Genomic DNA, 17,088 nt, shown 5'->3' with positions numbered 1-17,088 from the left:
AGACTTCAAGTTTTATTTAATTTTTTAAAACAAGTCAATCAACAAGTGCCCACACAGATTGTCTGATAAATTGTTAAAGAACAAATCGCTATCTTTAAGCGAAAATAAAACGACGCACGTTAGAAAGTTTAAGGTTTCACAACAGTGCGTCGTTGTGTGGAGCGTATTATAGTGATCTAAAGATTCTTTGCAAGTATTTTTTGCAAAAAAATCTAAAATTTTAACTAACTGTTTATTTTTCCAACTTTACCGATTATTTTTACGTCAACTGCCGATATACTTTTAACGCATAAGCATCTGACATGCCTGCCATATAATCACAAATAATCCGTTTTTTGCCTTGCGGTTCGGCATTTAACCAACGATTTACTGTATTTCGTGGCAATAAACGTTCTGGATCACTGGCAAAAATTTGGAACATTTCAGTTAAAATGCGTTGCCCTTTATATTCAATGCGTTGAGTTTCCACATCACGAATCACATATTTAAACACAAAGGCTTTAAACACGTTTAACACGTCTTCCACTTCGGTGGGTAATTCGGCATTATAACGTAGCAACGGTTCGGCAAAATCCGCCGTTAATTTCCACCGTACATTGGTAATAAAGAAATTCACCAATGCCCCAATGGCATTTTTACGTTCATAATGGTATTCTGAAAATAATTTGGTCGTTAAGGCATCAATATTTTTGACAATCCATTCTGATGAACAGGCTTTTAACTCTTGTAACGCAATTTGCCACAGATTTTGATCAATCATGCCCACCACGATGGCATCTTCAAAATCATGTACGCCATAAGCAATGTCATCCGCCAACTCCATAATGCTACAATCTAAGGACTTAAAACATGTTTTCAAAAATTCGCTCGGTTCCGACCGCACTTTTTTTAATGAAGTAAATAACTGTTTATCTTGTGTAGATAAAGGTTGCAATAACCAATCAAACACTGGCAAATCATCACGAAAAATACCTTTCCCTGGTCGCCAATCAAAGGCCCTAAAATCTTGCTCCGAAGAAGAAAGTGCGGTGTATTTTGGTGAAGTTTCATCTAAAATCGCCGGATATTTCACGATCCCCAACAGCGTCCGGCGAGTCAAGTTCATTCCCGCATTTTGCGTATAAGGCTCTAATTTGGTTAATAAACGGAACGTTTGCGCATTGCCCTCAAAGCCCCCCACATCATACATCATTGAATTTAAAGCCGTTTCGCCACCATGCCCAAAAGGTGGGTGGCCAATATCATGAGCAAAACACAGACTTTCAATCAAATCTGCTGTAGGCAAAAGTGGCTTGATTTCTTGTTGTAACAAGGCTTTGTCTAGCTGTAATTGGTCCGCCAAGGCTTTGTAAGTATCAATTAATTTTAATTGAGAAACAAGGCTACTGCCAATTTGCGCCACCTCTAAAGAATGGGTTAATCTTGTACGGAAAAAATCATTTTCACCCACGGCGTGAATTTGCGTTTTCGCCTGTAAACAACGAAATGCCGCACTGTGCAAAATTCTCGCACGATCACGTCGAAAGGGGGGACGATGATCTTTCTCTCTGGGTTTATCATTAATAAAGCGTTCAAGCCAAATGGGATCTAACGTATTTTTTAACATTTATGCCACCATATACAATAAGTGAAAAACCAAAGGTGCAAGCACAGAACTCAAAATACCGCATAGCACCAACGCAATGGAGCTATACGTCGAGGCGGTCACATCATGTTCCATTAAAGCGGCCGTACCAATCGCATGGGAAGTGGCTCCCACCGCAATACCAATGCCCTCGGAACTGGTCAGGCGAAGTTTACGCAAAATAACATACCCCACCACGGCACCTTGCACCCCCGCCACTACTACGCCCACCGAGGCCATGGACGGAATGCCACCTAAATGGCCTGAAATCGCCATGGCAATCGGCATGGTGACCGATTTAGACATCACGGTTGCCACGATTTCTGGGTTAGCACCTAACCACAACGCAAACCCACCTGCCGTCAACATGGCAATTAATGAGGCCAATGTGGTCACAAATAAAATGCTTTTCCAAAACGCCGCAATGCGTCGTAATTGTTCATATAACGGCAAGGCTAACGCCACAATACTGACGGCCATTAAATTGTTTAAAGGGGCATTGCCGTCCATATAATTTTCATAAGGCACGTTGGCGAGCAACAAAGCACCAATCAAAATAGACGCCGTCAACACAAAGGTATTTAACAACACCGATTTTAAGCGTTTATTAATTTTCACCGCCAAAAAAAAGCTGGCAATGGTTAACAAAGAATAGGCGTAAATCATGCTTGCTCCTTAATTCGACGCTGTAATACTTTTTTGCGTAAGCGAGTAAAAGAACGTCGCATAAATAAATAATCCGTCAAGGTTCCCACAATAATCAAAGTAATTAATGAACTCAAAATATTCGGAATTAACAAGGCTTTTGCTTGTGAAATAAGCATATCAAAATGTTGCATAATCCCCACACTAATCGGCACAAACAGCACCATCATATACCGAATAAGTAAATTGGCCCCGAAAAAAATCCATTCTACTTTAATCACTTGCGTGGTTAAACCCAAGAAAAGTAACAATAATCCCACAATACTCCCCGGAATGCCAAGTGGAACCCAATAGACAATCCCATTTCCGAGCCAAAGAAAAGCATATAAAATCGCTAAAGAGCGAACTAAATCAATTATTTTTTGTTTCATCTTCTCTCTCGTTTTTATTCAACTTTTTTGATAAATTTTATCAATTTATTTTACGCTTATTTTTTTCACTTTTGTGTTTTTTTCGGTAAAATGTCATTCACCTTTGATTTATACCAAAAAATAATGAAAAAAATAACCTTTTTATTCACCGCACTTGTCTTTTTTCTATTCAGTCACAACGCCTTAAGTGCAGAACGTTGGGTCAACTGTCGTGCGGTTGGCATTAGTGACGGCGACACCATCACCTGTTTATTAGCCAATAATAAGCAACTCAAAGTACGTTTGGCCGAAATTGACGCCCCCGAAAAGGCCCAAGCCTTTGGCAATCGTGCTAAACAAATGCTAGCACAACTTATCCATAAAACCCAAGTCACCTTGCAAATTTCTGACTATGATCGTTACGGTCGCACCGTGGCAACGATCTACAAAGATCGGGAAAATATCAATCTTAAAATGGTACAATTAGGCATGGCTTGGGCTTATACAAAATATATGCGTCACCCAGAATATCTCCAAATGCAACAAATCGCTCAACAACAACGTATCGGCTTATGGCGTGATCCCAATCCCATGCCACCCAGTGAATTTCGCAAACTCAAACGACAAGGTAAAAAATAATGTTTAATGCGATCCCATTTCGTCAAGATTTCCCTTATTTTAACCAAACAGATGCCGTCGTCTATTTGGATAACGCCGCCACCGCTTTAAAACCGCAAGCGTTGATTGATGCCACCGTGGCATTTTATCAATCTGCAGGCTCCGTCCATCGCAGCCAATATGATGAAAAAAACACCGCACTTTATGAACAAGCTCGCAGCCAAGTGAAACAGCTCATTAATGCAGAAAGTGAACAAGCGGTGGTTTGGACATCCGGCACCACCCAAGCCATTAACACCGTGGCCAACGGCTTACTTCCCCATTTTCAACCTGATGATGAAATTATCATCAGCGAGGCCGATCACCACGCCAATTTTGTCACGTGGCACGCTATTGCCGAAAAGTGCGGTGCAAAATTACATATTTTACCGATCTTAGATAACTTTTTAATTGACGAACAAGCTCTCGTTTCCGCCCTAAACGCACGCACAAAATTGGTAGCCTTAAATTTCATATCTAACGTCACAGGCACACAACAGCCCATCCAACAACTGATTGAAAAAATTCGCCAATTTTCCACCGCACTGATTTTAGTGGATGCCGCTCAAGCCATTAGCCATCTCAAAATCGATCTGCAAAAATTGGATGCAGATTTTATCGCATTCTCCGCTCACAAAATTTACGGCCCAAGCGGCTTAGGCGTGTTAAGCGGCAAACTGTCCGCCTTAGAAAAACTGCAACCGCTACAATACGGCGGAAAAATGGTAGCCTTTGCCTCAAAACAAGAAATTCGCTATGCGGAACTCCCCTATCGTTTAGAGGCTGGCACGCCGAATATTGCCGCCGTAATCGGCTTTAATGCTGTGTTAACATGGTTAGAAAAATGGGATATTGAACAAGCAGAACAGTACGCTTTACATCTCGCCGAACAAACAAAAGTGCGGTTAAAAACTTACCCAAATTGTCGTTTATTTTCTGCCCCACAACCTAGCTCCGTAATTAGCTTTGTGTTTGACAATATCGCCTGCTCTGATCTTGCCACCCTGCTTGCCGAACAACATATCGCCTTACGCACTGGCGTACATTGTGCCATGCCTTATCTCGCTCGTTTAGGTGTACCTAGCACATTACGCCTCAGTTTTGCTCCTTACAACACCGAGCAAGATGTACAAGCCTTTTTTACTGCCTTAGATAAAGCACTGGAATTATTGGACTAAAAAATGGACATTATTGAACAAATTCAACAAGCTAACAACTGGGAAGAACGCTATCGCTTGCTGATTCAAGCAGGAAAAAACCTCACCAAACCCAGTGACGAAGAATTGGCCCAATGGCAAGAAATTCAAGGTTGCGAAATCAGATTATGGTGTAAAATCTCACCAAATTTAGACCGCACTTTACAGTTACAGGCTTATAGTGAGGCACGGATTATGAATGGTTTGCTGTATGTGTTGATTAACCACGTCAATAACAAACCGACAGAAGAAATTCAACAATTTGATTTAACGAGATTTTTCACCGACTTGGGAATTGCACAACGATTAAGTAGCACAAGGTTAAATGGCTTGAAACAAATTGAGCAAAAAATCCAAAATTTATGCTAAAGTGCGGTGTAAAAAATTCCAAAAGAATTTTCAACATGGCTTGCAACGAGGAAGCGACGCCCTAAACAATCTTGTCAGGGATGATGAGTAAATTCAGATAATTTTTAACTATAAGGAATAAATGATGGCTACAAGTATTCAACAACGTGCCGAACTACAACGCCGCATTTGGCAAATCGCCAACGAAGTGCGTGGCTCAGTCGATGGCTGGGATTTCAAACAATATGTACTCGGCACATTATTCTATCGTTTTATCAGTGAAAATTTTTCCGCTTATATTGAAAATGGCGATGACAGCATTTGCTATGCCGAATTATCCGACGATATTATCACGCCTGAATTAAAAGAGGACGCCATTAAAACCAAGGGCTATTTTATTTACCCGAGCAAATTATTTTGCAATATCGCTAAAAGCGCTTACCAAAACACTGAACTCAATACAGAATTAGCGGAAATATTTAACGAAATTGAGAGTTCTGCCAACGGCTATGAATCCGAGCGAGATATTAAAGGCTTATTTGCTGATTTTGATATTACCAGTAATCGCTTAGGCAATACGGTAGCGGATAAAAATAAAAGACTCGCTGCTGTATTAAAAGGTGTAGCAGATTTAAATTTTGGTCATTTTGAAGATAACCATATTGATTTATTTGGTGATGCCTACGAGTTTTTAATTTCGAATTATGCCGCCAATGCGGGCAAATCAGGCGGTGAATTTTTTACCCCACAAAATGTGTCTAAATTGATTGCACAACTTGCCTTACACAAACAAATTAGCGTAAATAAAATTTACGACCCTGCTTGCGGTTCGGGTTCACTTCTCTTACAAGCGAAAAAACACTTTGATAGCCATATTATTGAAGACGGTTTCTGGGGGCAGGAAATTAATCACACCACCTACAACCTTGCCCGTATGAATATGTTTTTGCATAACGTCAATTACAACAATTTTGATATTTCACTGGGCGATACCCTATTAAATCCGCAATTTAAAGACGACAAGCCTTTTGATGCCATTGTGTCTAATCCGCCTTATTCCATTAACTGGATAGGTTCGGACGACCCGACTTTAATTAACGATGAACGCTTTGCCCCAGCGGGCGTAGTTGCCCCAAAATCGAAAGCCGATTTTGCTTTCATTATGCACGCCCTGTCTTATTTATCACCTAAAGGAAAAGCAGCGATTGTTACCTTTCCCGGAATATTCTACCGTGGCGGTGCGGAGCAGAAAATCCGTCAATATTTGGTGGATAATAATTTTGTGGAAACCGTGATTTCCCTTGCCCCGAATTTATTTTTCGGCACAAGCATTGCGGTGAATATTTTGGTTCTAGCCAAAAATAAGCAGGAAAATAAAACCCAATTTATTGACGCCAGCGAATTATTTAAAAAAGAAACCAATAATAACGTATTAACCGATGAACATATCGCCCAAATTATTGCTGCTTTTGATGAGAAAAAAGACATCGCTCATTTCTCGCAACTCGTAGATAACAGCAAAATCGCCGAAAATGATTATAATTTGGCAGTAAGTAGTTATGTGGAAGCGAAAGATACCCGAGAAGTAATTGATATTCAGGTGTTAAATTCACAATTAAAAACGATTGTGGCGAATATTGATAGTTTGCGTGAGCAGATTGATGAAATTGTGGAGCAAATTGCGGCGTAAAATGACAAAATTTTTGAAATTTTTACCGCACTTTTGCAATCATTTCAGTTATTCGAGATTTTCGAATAACTGAAATGCAGCAATGAAAGGAGATGAAAATGACCGAACAAAATTTTTTAATTTACAGCTTGCCCGATGATAGTTTGCAAGTTAATGCCTTAATGCAAGATGAGACTATTTGGTTGACGCAAAAGGCGATGGGCGAGCTGTTTGACGTGGCAAAATCCACCATTAGCGAACACCTAAAAAATGTGTTTGAAAGCGGTGAGTTAGATGAAAATTCAGTTGTTCGGAATTTCCGAACAACTGCCGCAGACGGCAAAAATTACAGTACTAATTTTTATAATCTTGATACGATTATCTCCGTTGGCTATCGGGTTAATTCCAACCGTGCGACAAAATTCCGCATTTGGGCAACCAGCGTTTTGCGTGAATATATGATTAAAGGTTTCGCCCTTGATGATGACCGTTTGGCACAAGGCAAAACGCTGTTTAATCAGGATTATTTTAAAGAGCTGTTGGGGCGTGTTCGCTCCATTCGTGCCAGTGAACGGCGGATTTGGCTACAAATTACCGATATTTTTGCCGAATGTGCCAGCGATTATGTGGCAAACTCTGCCGAAGCCAAAGACTTTTTTGCCACCATACAAAACCGCTTTCACTATGCCATTTCAGGCAACACGGCTGCGGAAATTATTTATCAATCTGCCAATCACACCCAGCCAAATATGGGCCTAACCACTTGGAAAAACGCTCCAGACGGACGCATTTTACAAAGCGATACTTTAACAGCTAAAAATTATTTAAGCGAAACCGAAATCCGCCGTTTGGAACGTGCGGTATCTGGCTTTTTTGATTATGTGGAAGATTTAATCGAAAACCGCCACGCTTTTACAATGGCAGAATTTTCGCAATCGGTGAATAAATTTTTGGCGTTTAGAGAATACAAAATTTTAGACGGCAAAGGCAACATCTCGCACGAGCAAGCAGTAGAAAAAGCCAAAGCCGAATATGCGATTTTTAACAAAACCCAAAAAATTAATTCGGATTTTGAACGCTTTTTGCAAAAATCCTTGAAAAAATAACCGCACTTTCAAAAACCAGAGAAAACCAAAATGAGCAAACTGTTAGATCAAATTAGAAATTGTAATGTGGAATGGAAACCGTTGGGGGAAGTTATTCATTCTCTCAAAACGGGGCTTAATCCAAGAAATTTTTTCAAGCTGAATACTGATGACGCTAATAATTTTTATGTAACTATCCGAGAATTAAAAAGTCATACAATTATTTTTAACGAAAACACTGATAAAATAAACAATGAAGCATTAAGACTTTGCAATAATCGCTCAAATCTTGAAGTTGGGGATATATTGTTCTCAGGAACTGGAACTATTGGAAATGTTGCAATTATTGAAAAACAACCAATGAATTGGAATATAAAAGAAGGTGTTTACGCCATAAAACCCAAACAAGATATAATTGACTCTAAATTTTTACTTTATCTTTTTGAAAGTGAAAATATTCGCAAAGACTTTCTTTCTCGGTCTGCTGGCGGGACTGTTAAAAGTGTGCCAATGAAAGAGTTGGCAAAAATCTTAATCCCAATCCCCCCGTTTTCCCTACAATCCGAAATTGTGCGGATTTTAGACATATTTACCGCGATTACCAGCGAGCTTACCAACGAGCTTAGCCTACGCAAAAAGCAATATCAATACTATCGCGATAAATTGTTGTCTTTTGGCGATGATGTGGAATGGAAGACGTTGGGGGAAGTGGCGAAATACGAGCAACCGACAAAATATCTCGTACAATCATCAGATTATCACGATGATTTTGATACGCCTGTATTAACTGCTGGAAAGACCTTTATTTTGGGTTATACCGATGAAACCGATGGTATTTATAAAGCATCGCAAAATCCTGTTATTATTTTTGATGATTTTACCACTGCAAATAAATGGGTAGATTTTGATTTTAAAGCAAAATCATCAGCTATGAAAATGATTACATCAGCAGATGAAAACAAGGTTCTCTTAAAATTTATTTATTACTGGCTAAATACTTTACCGAGTGAATTAGCGAGTAACGATCATAAACGTCAATGGATTAGTAATTTTGCTAAAAAACTAATCCCAATCCCCCCACTTGCCGAACAACAACGCATTGTGGAAATTTTGGATAAATTCGATACGCTAGTAAACTCACTCACTGAAGGCTTGCCGAAAGAAATTGAGTTAAGACAGAAGCAGTATGAATATTATCGGGGATTGTTGTTGGATTTTCCGAAATCGTTTTGCTAATCAAAAATAAAGAAATATGATTGACAACATAATTTGTTGCTCATAAATGTGGGACAAACCACTTTGTTAATCACAAAATGAAAAATTTGATTGACAAACTTGTTTGTAAATCACAAAGTGCGTGTTTAATCATGAATTTAGGAGCGTAAATAATGACCACCGAAACCACCCCCATCGCCGAAACCAGCAATTTCATCGTGTTAGACAAATACGTCAATATTGAAAAAGGCACGAGCTATCAAACGGAAAAAGAACTGGAGCTAGAACTCATTGCAGATTTGAAAGCACAGGGCTATGAATATTGTCCTGAATTAAATCAGCCCGCAAAATTGCTCGCTAATTTGCGTGAACAGTTGAGCAAGCTGAACAATATTCGTTTTTCTGATGGGGAGTGGCAACGTTTTTTAACGGAATATTTGGATAAACCATCCGATGATTTGGTGGAAAAAAGTCGTAAAATTCACGATGATTATATTTATGATTTTGTGTTTGATGATGGGCGGATTCAGAATATTTATTTACTCGACAAACAACAAATTCAACGCAATTTTTTGCAAGTGATTCATCAGGTGACACAAAAAGGCACGCATAAAAATCGCTATGATGTGACGATTTTAGTGAATGGTTTGCCGTTGGTGCAAATTGAATTGAAAAAACGGGGCATTGCCATTGCCGAGGCGTTTAATCAAACTCATCGTTATAGCAAAGAAAGTTTTAATGCGGAACGCTCATTGTTTAAATATCTGCAAATTTTTGTGATTTCCAACGGCACGAATACTCGCTATTTTGCTAACACCACCAAACGAGAGAAAAATAGCTTTGATTTCACCATGAACTGGGCGAAATCCAATAATGAACAAATCAACGATTTAAAAGATTTTACCGCCACATTTTTACAAAAACATACCTTGCTGAATGTGCTGATTCATTATTCCGTATTTGATGCCAGCAATACCTTGCTCATTATGCGACCTTATCAAATTGCCGCCACCGAACGGATTTTGTGGAAAATCAAATCATCATTTAATGCAAAGAAATGGAGTACAACCCAAGGCGGTGGCTATATTTGGCACACCACAGGGTCAGGCAAAACCTTAACCAGTTTTAAAGCTGCTCGCTTGGCAACAGAACTGGAATTTATTGATAAAGTGTTTTTCGTGGTAGACCGAAAAGATCTGGATTATCAAACCATGAGAGAATATCAACGTTTTAGCCCTGATAGCGTAAACGGTTCGGAAAGCACCGCTGGATTGAAAAAGAATCTTGAAAAAGATGATAACAAAATTATTGTGACCACCATTCAAAAACTGAATAATCTGATTAAAAGCGAAGAAAATTTGCCCATTTATCAAAAGCAAGTGGTGTTTATTTTTGATGAATGTCACCGCAGTCAATTTGGTGAAGCGCAGAAAAATATCAAACGTAAATTTAAAAAATATTATCAATTTGGTTTCACCGGCACGCCAATTTTTGCGGGTGTCAATTCCCTTGGCGATAAAGGTACAGCGGATGTGTTTGGCGCGGAATTACATTCCTATGTGATCACCGATGCCATTCGGGACGAAAAAGTATTGAAATTTAAAGTGGATTACAATGATGTTCGCCCGACATTTAAAGCCATTGAAAACGAACAAGATCCGCAAAAATTGAATAATATCGACTTCAGCAAAGCCTTTTTACATCCAAATCGGATTGAAGAAATTGCTCAATATATTTTAGCCAATTTTGCTCGCAAAACCCACCGCACTTCGTCAAGTATGGGCTTTAATGCGATATTTGCGGTGAGTTCTATTGAGGCGGCGAGAAGCTATTACGACACCTTTAAGCGATTACAACAAAATAGCGAAAAACCGCTCAAAATTGCCACTATTTTCTCTTTCGCCGCCAATGAAGAACAAGATGCCATTGGCGAGATTGTGGATGAAACCTTTGATCCGAGTGCGATGAATGAGAGTGCCAAGGAATTTTTAGCGGGCGTGATTAACGATTACAACGCTTATTTTCACACCAATTACGGGGTAGAAAATCGTGAATTTCAAAATTATTACCGTGACTTAAGCCAACGGGTCAAAAACCGAGAAATTGATTTGCTGATTGTGGTCGGCATGTTCTTAACGGGATTTGATGCGCAACGGTTGAATACGCTGTTTGTGGATAAACATTTGCGTTATCACGGCTTAATTCAAGCCTACTCTCGCACCAATCGCATTTATGATAAAACCAAAACCTTTGGCAATATCGTCACGTTCCGCAATTTAGAAAAAAATACCGTGGATGCCTTAACGCTGTTTGGCAATGCGAATACGCAATCTGTGGTGTTAGAACGTCCGTATCGTGAGTATTTGTATGGTTTCACTGATGATAACGGCGAAACGCACCGTGGTTATGTGGATGTGGTGAAAGCCTTGCAAGAAACCTATCCTGACCCGAGCAAAATTAGCCGAGAAGCCGACAAAAAAGCCTTTGTAAAATTGTTTGGTGAATATTTGCGATTAGAAAATATTTTGCAGAATTATGATGAATTTGACACCTTAAAAGCCTTTCAGACATTGGATTTAAGCGATCCTGTGGCGGTAGAAAATTTTAAAGCCGATCACTATATCAAAGCAGAACAAGACATCACAGATATGGTCACCATTCCTGTCCCGACAGAGCGACAAATACAGGATTATCGTTCTACCTATAATGATATTCGTGATTGGCTACGCAGACAAAACGGTGGAGAAAGTGGCGGGAATGATACCCCCGTTGATTGGGGCGATGTGGTGTTTGAAGTGGATTTATTAAAATCCCAAGAAATTAATTTGGATTATATTTTGCAGCTTATTTTTGAGAAAAATAAACATAATCCTGACAAAACCGAAATGGCGGAAGAAATCCGCCGAGTCATTCGTTCCAGTGCCGAAAATCGTGCTAAAGAACATTTGGTGATGGATTTTATTCATCAAACGGATTTAAACCGTATTTCAGATAAAACCAATATTATTGAAACCTTTTTTACGTTTGCTCAAACCGAACAACGGCGAGAAATTCAAGATTTAATTGATAGCGAGCAATTAAATGAAGAGGCGTTAAAACGCTATTTGGCGGCATCGTTGAAAAATGGGCAAGCCGTTGAAAGTGGCACGGCATTAAATGATTTACTGCCAAAAATGAGTCCGCTCAATCCGCAATATTTAAGCCTAAAACATCGAATTTTACAGAAGATCAACGATTTTGTGGAAAAATTCAAAGGGGTTGGGGGAACACTCTAAAACAGCACGCCAAAAACCGCGGTGTAAAAAACTCGACTTTTTTACACCGCACTTTTTTCTACACAAACACCCCTTGCACCAACCCCATATACAATACCGTCCCCACCACCATAGAGAGAAACATATTTTTCTTCCAAAGGTGTAAGGCTAAGGTCACCATACCAGCGAGAAAGTCAGGGATGCCGTGATAGCCTTGCAAGAGATCAATGTTTTTATAGCAATACACCACCAACATACCAAACATAGCCGCAGGCAACACTTTGCCTAAATAACGAATATATTCAGGAATCGGGCGGTTGGCGGGGAAGATCCAAAAAGGGATTAATCGGCTCAACTGTACGCCAAGTACGCCCATAGCAATGGTGATAATTTGTTCGGTTAAGGTCATGGATTTTCTCCCGTTAAACGAATAATTTTGCTTTCCAGTTTCGCTCGGCGTAAGGTCAATACGCCCCAAATGGTGAACAAAGTCGGGATAAGAAAATGTTCCTTTCCAACGGTCACGAGGAAAAATAAGGTAATGCCTAAGCCCAATAAACTGCTTTCGTGGGATTTTTCTTTCAGCCAATTTTCCGCAAAAATCACGATAAATAAGGCGGTCATGGCAAATTCAATGCCTTTTAAACTAAGGGGAAGAATGTCCGTTGCCAAGTTGCCAGCCACTGCCCCAATCACCCAATAGACTTGTAAATAAAGGCTAACAAAGAAGTAATACCAACCCTTATCTAAATGTTCTGGCACCTTGGCCATATAATTTAATGAAAAGGCTTCGTCTGACATGGTTGAAATTAAATACCAACGTTTTTTACCCAACTGTTTGCCGTATTTTTCTAACATGGAAATGCTGTAAAACACTTGGCGACCGCTCACCATTAATGTCACCAACAGCACGGAAAGAGGGGAAAAAATAGCGGTCAAGGAGGTGGCAACAATAAATTCCACAGATCCCGCATAAATCAAGGCTGCCATAAAAAACGGAAACCATACGCCAAAGCCGAGCACTTTCATATAAATACCGTAAGCCACGCCGAGGAAAAGATAGCCGATAATCATGGGGACAGAATAAGGAAAAGCCGCTTTGGCAGCCGCCCAAACTGCGGTGCTTTTTGGCTGATTTTTCATGATTACTCCAAAATCGACAACCCAGGTAACGTAGAAAAACTTTGCGACTTCACCGTGTCATAAAAATCATCAATAAAGGCACTGTCGCCATCAATTTCTCGGTAAGCACAATAAAGATTGCTATAAAGTCGTTGTTCAGTGATTTGACGTGCCACCACATAACCCCGATCTAAATAAGGTTTCACCGCCCAAAATGGCAATGCGGCTATGCCTCGTTTACTGGCGACTAATTGAATAATCGCAATGGTCAATTCACTGGTACGGCGTGTGGGATTAATCCCCGCCGGACGCAAGACTTTTCGCAGTAAATCCAACATATCATCGGGTACAGGATAAGTAATCCACGTCTGATCAGCAAAATCTTCCGCTTGCCAGATTTCTTTTTGAGCTAAGGGGTGATCTTTGGCACACAGCCCCACCATTTCGTAGGAAAATAACGGCTTATAAATAATCCCGTCAGTGGGTTCAATTTCCGACACAATCGCCCAATCCGCACGGTGAGTAAGTAATAAGCCGACGGTGTCCGTATGAAAACCCGATACAATATCCAATTCAACCAACGGCCAATGGGTACGGAAACTGTCCATCGCCGGCATGAGCCAGTCAAAGCAAGTATGGCATTCTACCGCAATACGTAACTCCCCCGCCTCGCCCTGTTTGACGCGAGAAAGATCTCTTTCCGCCTCAATAACTTTAGGTAGCACATCGTTGGCTAATTTAATTAATCGTTCCCCTGCAGGCGTAAAATGTAAAGGGGTGGTTTTGCGTTCAAATAACGGCAAACCATATTGATCTTCCAATAATTTAATCTGATGCGATAAGGCGGATTGTGTGAGATAGACCCGTTTCGCTGCTAAAGAAACCGACCCCGTTTCTTTTAAGGCTAATAAGGTTTTGAGATGTCGTAGTTCAAGGAAAATGGGTTTCATGAGCGTAATTCATACAAAGCAACAAAAGAATGAATTATATTCTACATTAAAATGTACCACAGTTTAACTTAAAAATAGAGGATTCATTTCAAATCTTATTTTTCATCAAAAAAAATGCTTGCAAATTTCAGTAAATACAGTTATTTTTCTGCGCGAATTATTTATATAGGGAAATAACAATAATGAAATTGAAAAAAATAAGTTGGGCGATCATGCTCAGTTTGGGAATCATTCCCTCTGTCAGTGCGGTGGAAAAAACAGAAGTTTTAGAGATCATTCAAGTTACTGAAACAAACCAAAGCCCCATGAAAACGGTTCAGCAAACTGAACTCAAAAACGGGCCAACGTCGTTGGGGAATGCTTTAGCGAAACAAATGGGCATTCAATCTAATCACTTTGGTTCGGGGGCCTCGACGCCAGTTATTCGGGGACAAGAAAGTTACCGCAACAAGGTTGTGCAAAATGGCGGAGATGTGGTGGATATGGCCAATATGTCGCCCGATCATGCGATTATGGTGGATCCAACATTAGCAAAAGACATCAAAATTATTCAAGGTGTGGATACGCTATTATATGCCTCGGGAATTACGGGCGCCGTGGTGAATGTGGAAGATGATAAAATTCCTACACAACGTCCAACACGCACGGTGGAGGGCAGCTTAGATGCGCATTATAACGCCAATAATCAAGAGCAATTATATAATCTCGCCACCAATGTCAAATTATCTGACCATCTGGTTTTGCACCTTGAGGGCCTACACCGTCAGGCTAAAAATTACAAATCAGCGGGCTATACGGAACGATACACGGTGGAAAACCCTTGTAATAATTCCGATACACCAGAATGTATTGAGGCTATTTTCGCTGATGACTATGAAGAAAACATTGAAGAATCAAAAAATTATCGTTATATCAATAACTCTGAGGCCAAATCGAAACAAGGGGCGATTGGGTTATCTTGGATTGGTGAAAAAGGCTATTTGGGTATCGCTTACACCGACAGACGTGATCGCTATGGATTAACCGGACACGAACATAAAGCCCATTTTTGTCATATTCACACCCATGAAGAAAATGACGAATATTTGGAGGGGATTAACCTGCATTGTGAGCATACTAGCGTCAATATTGATGAAGATTTCCACAATCACGATCCAAGTCAACCAGAGCAATATGCCAAACTTAGATTACACTTGAAACGGGTCGATCTGCGTGGTGCATTAAATCAGCCAATAAAAGGCATTGAGCAAATTCGCTTTATGGCCAATGATAGTCGCTATGAACATAAGGAAATCGAGGGGCAATACACCATGTCGAGTTTCCGCCATAATGGTCAATCTTTGCGAATGGAAATGGATCATCAACCCACTGCACAATGGTCGGAAACCGTCGCTTTGCAATACAGTAAAGATCTGATCGACAGTGCCGGTTATGAGGGGATTTTAGATAAAAATACCACGCACTTATACGGCTTATCTGGCGTTGAACGCTATCAATGGCAAAATCTCACCTTTTCGTTATCAGGGCGAATTGATCATCAAAAAATTCAACTTGCCGACGATAAACAGCTACACCGAGGTAAACGCATGGATCCGTTACGCAGCATGCAATATGAAACCACCACGTATTCTTTTGCTACGGGAATAGACTGGCAACTCACCTCAGAATGGAAAAGTGGCTTGACCTTTTCACACCAAGAACGTGCGCCAAGTGTACAAGAACTCTATGCCCGAGGTACCCATGTGGCCACCAATTCCTATGAATTTGGCGATGAGCAATATGACCGTACCATTAATAATTTGTTGATTGATACCCAAGTTTACGATCAATTTGGCATTCATGAACGGCTGAAAAAAGAAAAATCCAATAATTTGGATATCAGCCTACAATTTAACAATGACCAATGGCAAAGCTATGTGGGCGTTTATTATAAACATTTTAGTAACTACATTTACGCCCACACCATGGATCGTTTTGCGCATTTCCGCCTCTTGCGTTATGCTCAACAACCGGCTCGTTTTTATGGCGCCGAGGGCAATATCAGTTATCGTTTTCACCCCAAATATCGCCTGAGCTTATTCGGTGATTATGTGCGAGGGAAATTGGACAATGGCAACGTGCCTCGTATGCCTGCCGCCCGTTTAGGCAGTCGCTTTAATGCGGATTTAACCGATAATTTATCCGCTAGCCTTGAATATACGCATACGTTCAACCAACACAAAACCGCACATAATGAATTACCCGTCGGCGGACATAATATGCTGAATGCAGCCTTGAGTTATGTCGGCGATTTGGGTCAACGGGTTAATTATCGCTTGACCCTTGATGTGAATAATATTCTTAATCAAAAAGTGTATGCGAGTACCTCGTATCTCTCGCATATTCCATTAATGGGACGAAATGTTGCCATGGGCGCCAGTGTGTTATTTTAAGCTGACAAAAAAATGCCCCGTTTTCAACAACGGGGCATTTTTTATTATCTTCTTTTTTTCTTCATTCCCTGACGGGCTTTAAAGCGAGGATTTTCCTTACAAATCACATACACCACGCCATGACGGCGGACGACTTTACAGCCTGGGTGACGTGTCTTAGCACTTTTTAATGAGGATAATACTTGCATGCTGACTCCTTATTTTGATTTTAATGCGCCGAATTTGCCATAACGGTTGGTAAAGTCACTGGCTCGGCCCTCATTACCAATTTGACGTGTTTTACCCGTGTAGAACGGGTGTGAGGCAGAAGATGTATCACACATAAATACAGGATATTCTTTGCCATCTTCCCATTTCATGGTATTGGTGGTTCTGGCACAAGAACGGATTAAAAAGCCTTGTTTGGCGTTGCTATCATAAAATAACACGGTACGATAATTATCGGGATGGATTCCTTTTTTCATATTTACACCTTATTTTT

The 17,088-nt window shown here is 40.2% G+C and carries 16 protein-coding genes; 8 read left to right on the top strand and 8 right to left on the bottom strand.

Annotated elements, in window-relative coordinates:
* Nucleotides 1-259: 259 nt before the first annotated feature.
* Genes ACTG7X_RS09000 through ACTG7X_RS08990 form a run of 3 tightly spaced genes read right to left on the bottom strand, consistent with a single transcriptional unit; the run spans nt 260 to nt 2,700 of the window.
* On the bottom strand, nt 260-1,606 hold the full coding sequence (locus ACTG7X_RS09000) for an anti-phage deoxyguanosine triphosphatase (RefSeq protein WP_439258141.1): 1,347 nt from the start codon (nt 1,604-1,606) through the stop codon (nt 260-262).
* A complete protein-coding gene (locus ACTG7X_RS08995; protein ID WP_439258140.1) occupies nt 1,607-2,290 on the bottom strand; it encodes a CidB/LrgB family autolysis modulator in 684 nt (227 codons plus the stop codon). It abuts the gene before it with no gap.
* Nucleotides 2,287-2,700, bottom strand: coding sequence for a CidA/LrgA family protein (locus tag ACTG7X_RS08990; RefSeq protein WP_439258139.1), 414 nt, complete (start codon nt 2,698-2,700; stop codon nt 2,287-2,289). The genes ACTG7X_RS08995 and ACTG7X_RS08990 overlap by 4 nt, the downstream gene beginning before the upstream one ends.
* Before the next feature lie 123 nt (nt 2,701-2,823).
* Between ACTG7X_RS08990 and ACTG7X_RS08985 the strand changes: the two genes are divergently transcribed.
* The 7 genes from ACTG7X_RS08985 to ACTG7X_RS08955 all read left to right on the top strand — a co-directional run bounded on the left by ACTG7X_RS08985 (nt 2,824) and on the right by ACTG7X_RS08955 (nt 12,124).
* Nucleotides 2,824-3,318 (top strand): thermonuclease family protein, encoded by a 495-nt coding sequence (locus ACTG7X_RS08985; protein ID WP_439258138.1) that lies wholly within the window; start codon nt 2,824-2,826, stop codon nt 3,316-3,318.
* Nucleotides 3,318-4,514 carry a cysteine desulfurase gene (locus ACTG7X_RS08980; protein WP_439258137.1) on the top strand — a complete coding sequence of 399 codons (1,197 nt, stop codon included), beginning with the start codon at nt 3,318-3,320 and terminating at the stop codon, nt 4,512-4,514. The genes ACTG7X_RS08985 and ACTG7X_RS08980 overlap by 1 nt, the downstream gene beginning before the upstream one ends.
* A gap of 9 nt (nt 4,515-4,523) precedes the next feature.
* Nucleotides 4,524-4,901 carry a SufE family protein gene (locus ACTG7X_RS08975; RefSeq protein WP_439258146.1) on the top strand — a complete coding sequence of 126 codons (378 nt, stop codon included), beginning with the start codon at nt 4,524-4,526 and terminating at the stop codon, nt 4,899-4,901.
* A gap of 124 nt (nt 4,902-5,025) precedes the next feature.
* On the top strand, nt 5,026-6,570 hold the full coding sequence (locus ACTG7X_RS08970; RefSeq protein ID WP_439258136.1) for a type I restriction-modification system subunit M: 1,545 nt from the start codon (nt 5,026-5,028) through the stop codon (nt 6,568-6,570).
* A 98-nt stretch (nt 6,571-6,668) separates the two neighbouring features.
* Nucleotides 6,669-7,655: a RhuM family protein gene (gene rhuM, locus ACTG7X_RS08965; protein ID WP_439258135.1), complete on the top strand. Its 987-nt coding sequence runs from the start codon at nt 6,669-6,671 to the stop codon at nt 7,653-7,655.
* Between the two features lie 30 nt (nt 7,656-7,685).
* A complete protein-coding gene (locus ACTG7X_RS08960; protein WP_439258134.1) occupies nt 7,686-8,870 on the top strand; it encodes a restriction endonuclease subunit S in 1,185 nt (394 codons plus the stop codon).
* A 152-nt stretch (nt 8,871-9,022) separates the two neighbouring features.
* Nucleotides 9,023-12,124, top strand: coding sequence for a type I restriction endonuclease subunit R (locus ACTG7X_RS08955; RefSeq protein WP_439258133.1), 3,102 nt, complete (start codon nt 9,023-9,025; stop codon nt 12,122-12,124).
* Between the two features lie 58 nt (nt 12,125-12,182).
* On the opposite strand, the gene ACTG7X_RS08950 is transcribed toward ACTG7X_RS08955, so the two are convergent.
* From ACTG7X_RS08950 to ACTG7X_RS08940, 3 genes are read right to left on the bottom strand one after another with little or no spacing between them, the layout of a single operon-like run.
* Complete coding sequence (locus tag ACTG7X_RS08950; protein WP_439258132.1) at nt 12,183-12,512, bottom strand: branched-chain amino acid transporter permease; 330 nt, start codon at nt 12,510-12,512, stop codon at nt 12,183-12,185.
* On the bottom strand, nt 12,509-13,246 hold the full coding sequence (locus tag ACTG7X_RS08945) for an AzlC family ABC transporter permease (protein WP_439258131.1): 738 nt from the start codon (nt 13,244-13,246) through the stop codon (nt 12,509-12,511). Before ACTG7X_RS08945 ends, ACTG7X_RS08950 begins: the two co-directional genes overlap by 4 nt.
* Nucleotides 13,247-13,248: 2 nt before the next feature.
* A complete protein-coding gene (locus tag ACTG7X_RS08940; RefSeq protein ID WP_439258130.1) occupies nt 13,249-14,175 on the bottom strand; it encodes a LysR family transcriptional regulator in 927 nt (308 codons plus the stop codon).
* 182 nt (nt 14,176-14,357) lie between these two features.
* Here ACTG7X_RS08940 and ACTG7X_RS08935 point away from each other — a divergent pair, with 182 nt between their 5' ends.
* Nucleotides 14,358-16,607: a TonB-dependent receptor gene (locus tag ACTG7X_RS08935; protein WP_439258129.1), complete on the top strand. Its 2,250-nt coding sequence runs from the start codon at nt 14,358-14,360 to the stop codon at nt 16,605-16,607.
* Nucleotides 16,608-16,651: 44 nt separating this feature from the next.
* Here the strand turns inward: ACTG7X_RS08935 and ykgO are convergent, their stop codons facing one another.
* Both ykgO and ACTG7X_RS08925 read right to left on the bottom strand, forming a co-directional pair.
* Nucleotides 16,652-16,795 (bottom strand): type B 50S ribosomal protein L36, encoded by a 144-nt coding sequence (gene ykgO, locus ACTG7X_RS08930; RefSeq protein WP_386690910.1) that lies wholly within the window; start codon nt 16,793-16,795, stop codon nt 16,652-16,654.
* Between the two features lie 9 nt (nt 16,796-16,804).
* Nucleotides 16,805-17,071, bottom strand: coding sequence for a type B 50S ribosomal protein L31 (locus tag ACTG7X_RS08925; protein ID WP_386687186.1), 267 nt, complete (start codon nt 17,069-17,071; stop codon nt 16,805-16,807).
* Between the last annotated feature and the right edge of the window lie 17 nt (nt 17,072-17,088).

Origin of the sequence: Lonepinella sp. BR2271, from assembly GCF_051851515.1 — a bacterium.
GTDB lineage: Bacteria > Pseudomonadota > Gammaproteobacteria > Enterobacterales > Pasteurellaceae > Lonepinella.
Note: the sequence above shows the minus strand (reverse complement) of the source record. Positions and strands in the feature narration are given on the sequence as shown.

What these genes read in the sequence shown, in the direction of transcription:
- ACTG7X_RS09000 (WP_439258141.1), bottom strand. Translation starts at nt 1,606, where the DNA reads ATGTTAAAAAATACGTTAGATCCCATTTGGCTTGAACGCTTTATTAAT.
- ACTG7X_RS08995 (WP_439258140.1), bottom strand. Translation starts at nt 2,290, where the DNA reads ATGATTTACGCCTATTCTTTGTTAACCATTGCCAGCTTTTTTTTGGCG.
- ACTG7X_RS08990 (WP_439258139.1), bottom strand. Translation starts at nt 2,700, where the DNA reads ATGAAACAAAAAATAATTGATTTAGTTCGCTCTTTAGCGATTTTATAT.
- ACTG7X_RS08985 (WP_439258138.1), top strand. Translation starts at nt 2,824, where the DNA reads ATGAAAAAAATAACCTTTTTATTCACCGCACTTGTCTTTTTTCTATTC.
- ACTG7X_RS08980 (WP_439258137.1), top strand. Translation starts at nt 3,318, where the DNA reads ATGTTTAATGCGATCCCATTTCGTCAAGATTTCCCTTATTTTAACCAA.
- ACTG7X_RS08970 (WP_439258136.1), top strand. Translation starts at nt 5,026, where the DNA reads ATGGCTACAAGTATTCAACAACGTGCCGAACTACAACGCCGCATTTGG.
- rhuM (WP_439258135.1), top strand. Translation starts at nt 6,669, where the DNA reads ATGACCGAACAAAATTTTTTAATTTACAGCTTGCCCGATGATAGTTTG.
- ACTG7X_RS08960 (WP_439258134.1), top strand. Translation starts at nt 7,686, where the DNA reads ATGAGCAAACTGTTAGATCAAATTAGAAATTGTAATGTGGAATGGAAA.
- ACTG7X_RS08955 (WP_439258133.1), top strand. Translation starts at nt 9,023, where the DNA reads ATGACCACCGAAACCACCCCCATCGCCGAAACCAGCAATTTCATCGTG.
- ACTG7X_RS08950 (WP_439258132.1), bottom strand. Translation starts at nt 12,512, where the DNA reads ATGACCTTAACCGAACAAATTATCACCATTGCTATGGGCGTACTTGGC.
- ACTG7X_RS08945 (WP_439258131.1), bottom strand. Translation starts at nt 13,246, where the DNA reads ATGAAAAATCAGCCAAAAAGCACCGCAGTTTGGGCGGCTGCCAAAGCG.
- ACTG7X_RS08940 (WP_439258130.1), bottom strand. Translation starts at nt 14,175, where the DNA reads ATGAAACCCATTTTCCTTGAACTACGACATCTCAAAACCTTATTAGCC.
- ACTG7X_RS08935 (WP_439258129.1), top strand. Translation starts at nt 14,358, where the DNA reads ATGAAATTGAAAAAAATAAGTTGGGCGATCATGCTCAGTTTGGGAATC.
- ykgO (WP_386690910.1), bottom strand. Translation starts at nt 16,795, where the DNA reads ATGCAAGTATTATCCTCATTAAAAAGTGCTAAGACACGTCACCCAGGC.
- ACTG7X_RS08925 (WP_386687186.1), bottom strand. Translation starts at nt 17,071, where the DNA reads ATGAAAAAAGGAATCCATCCCGATAATTATCGTACCGTGTTATTTTAT.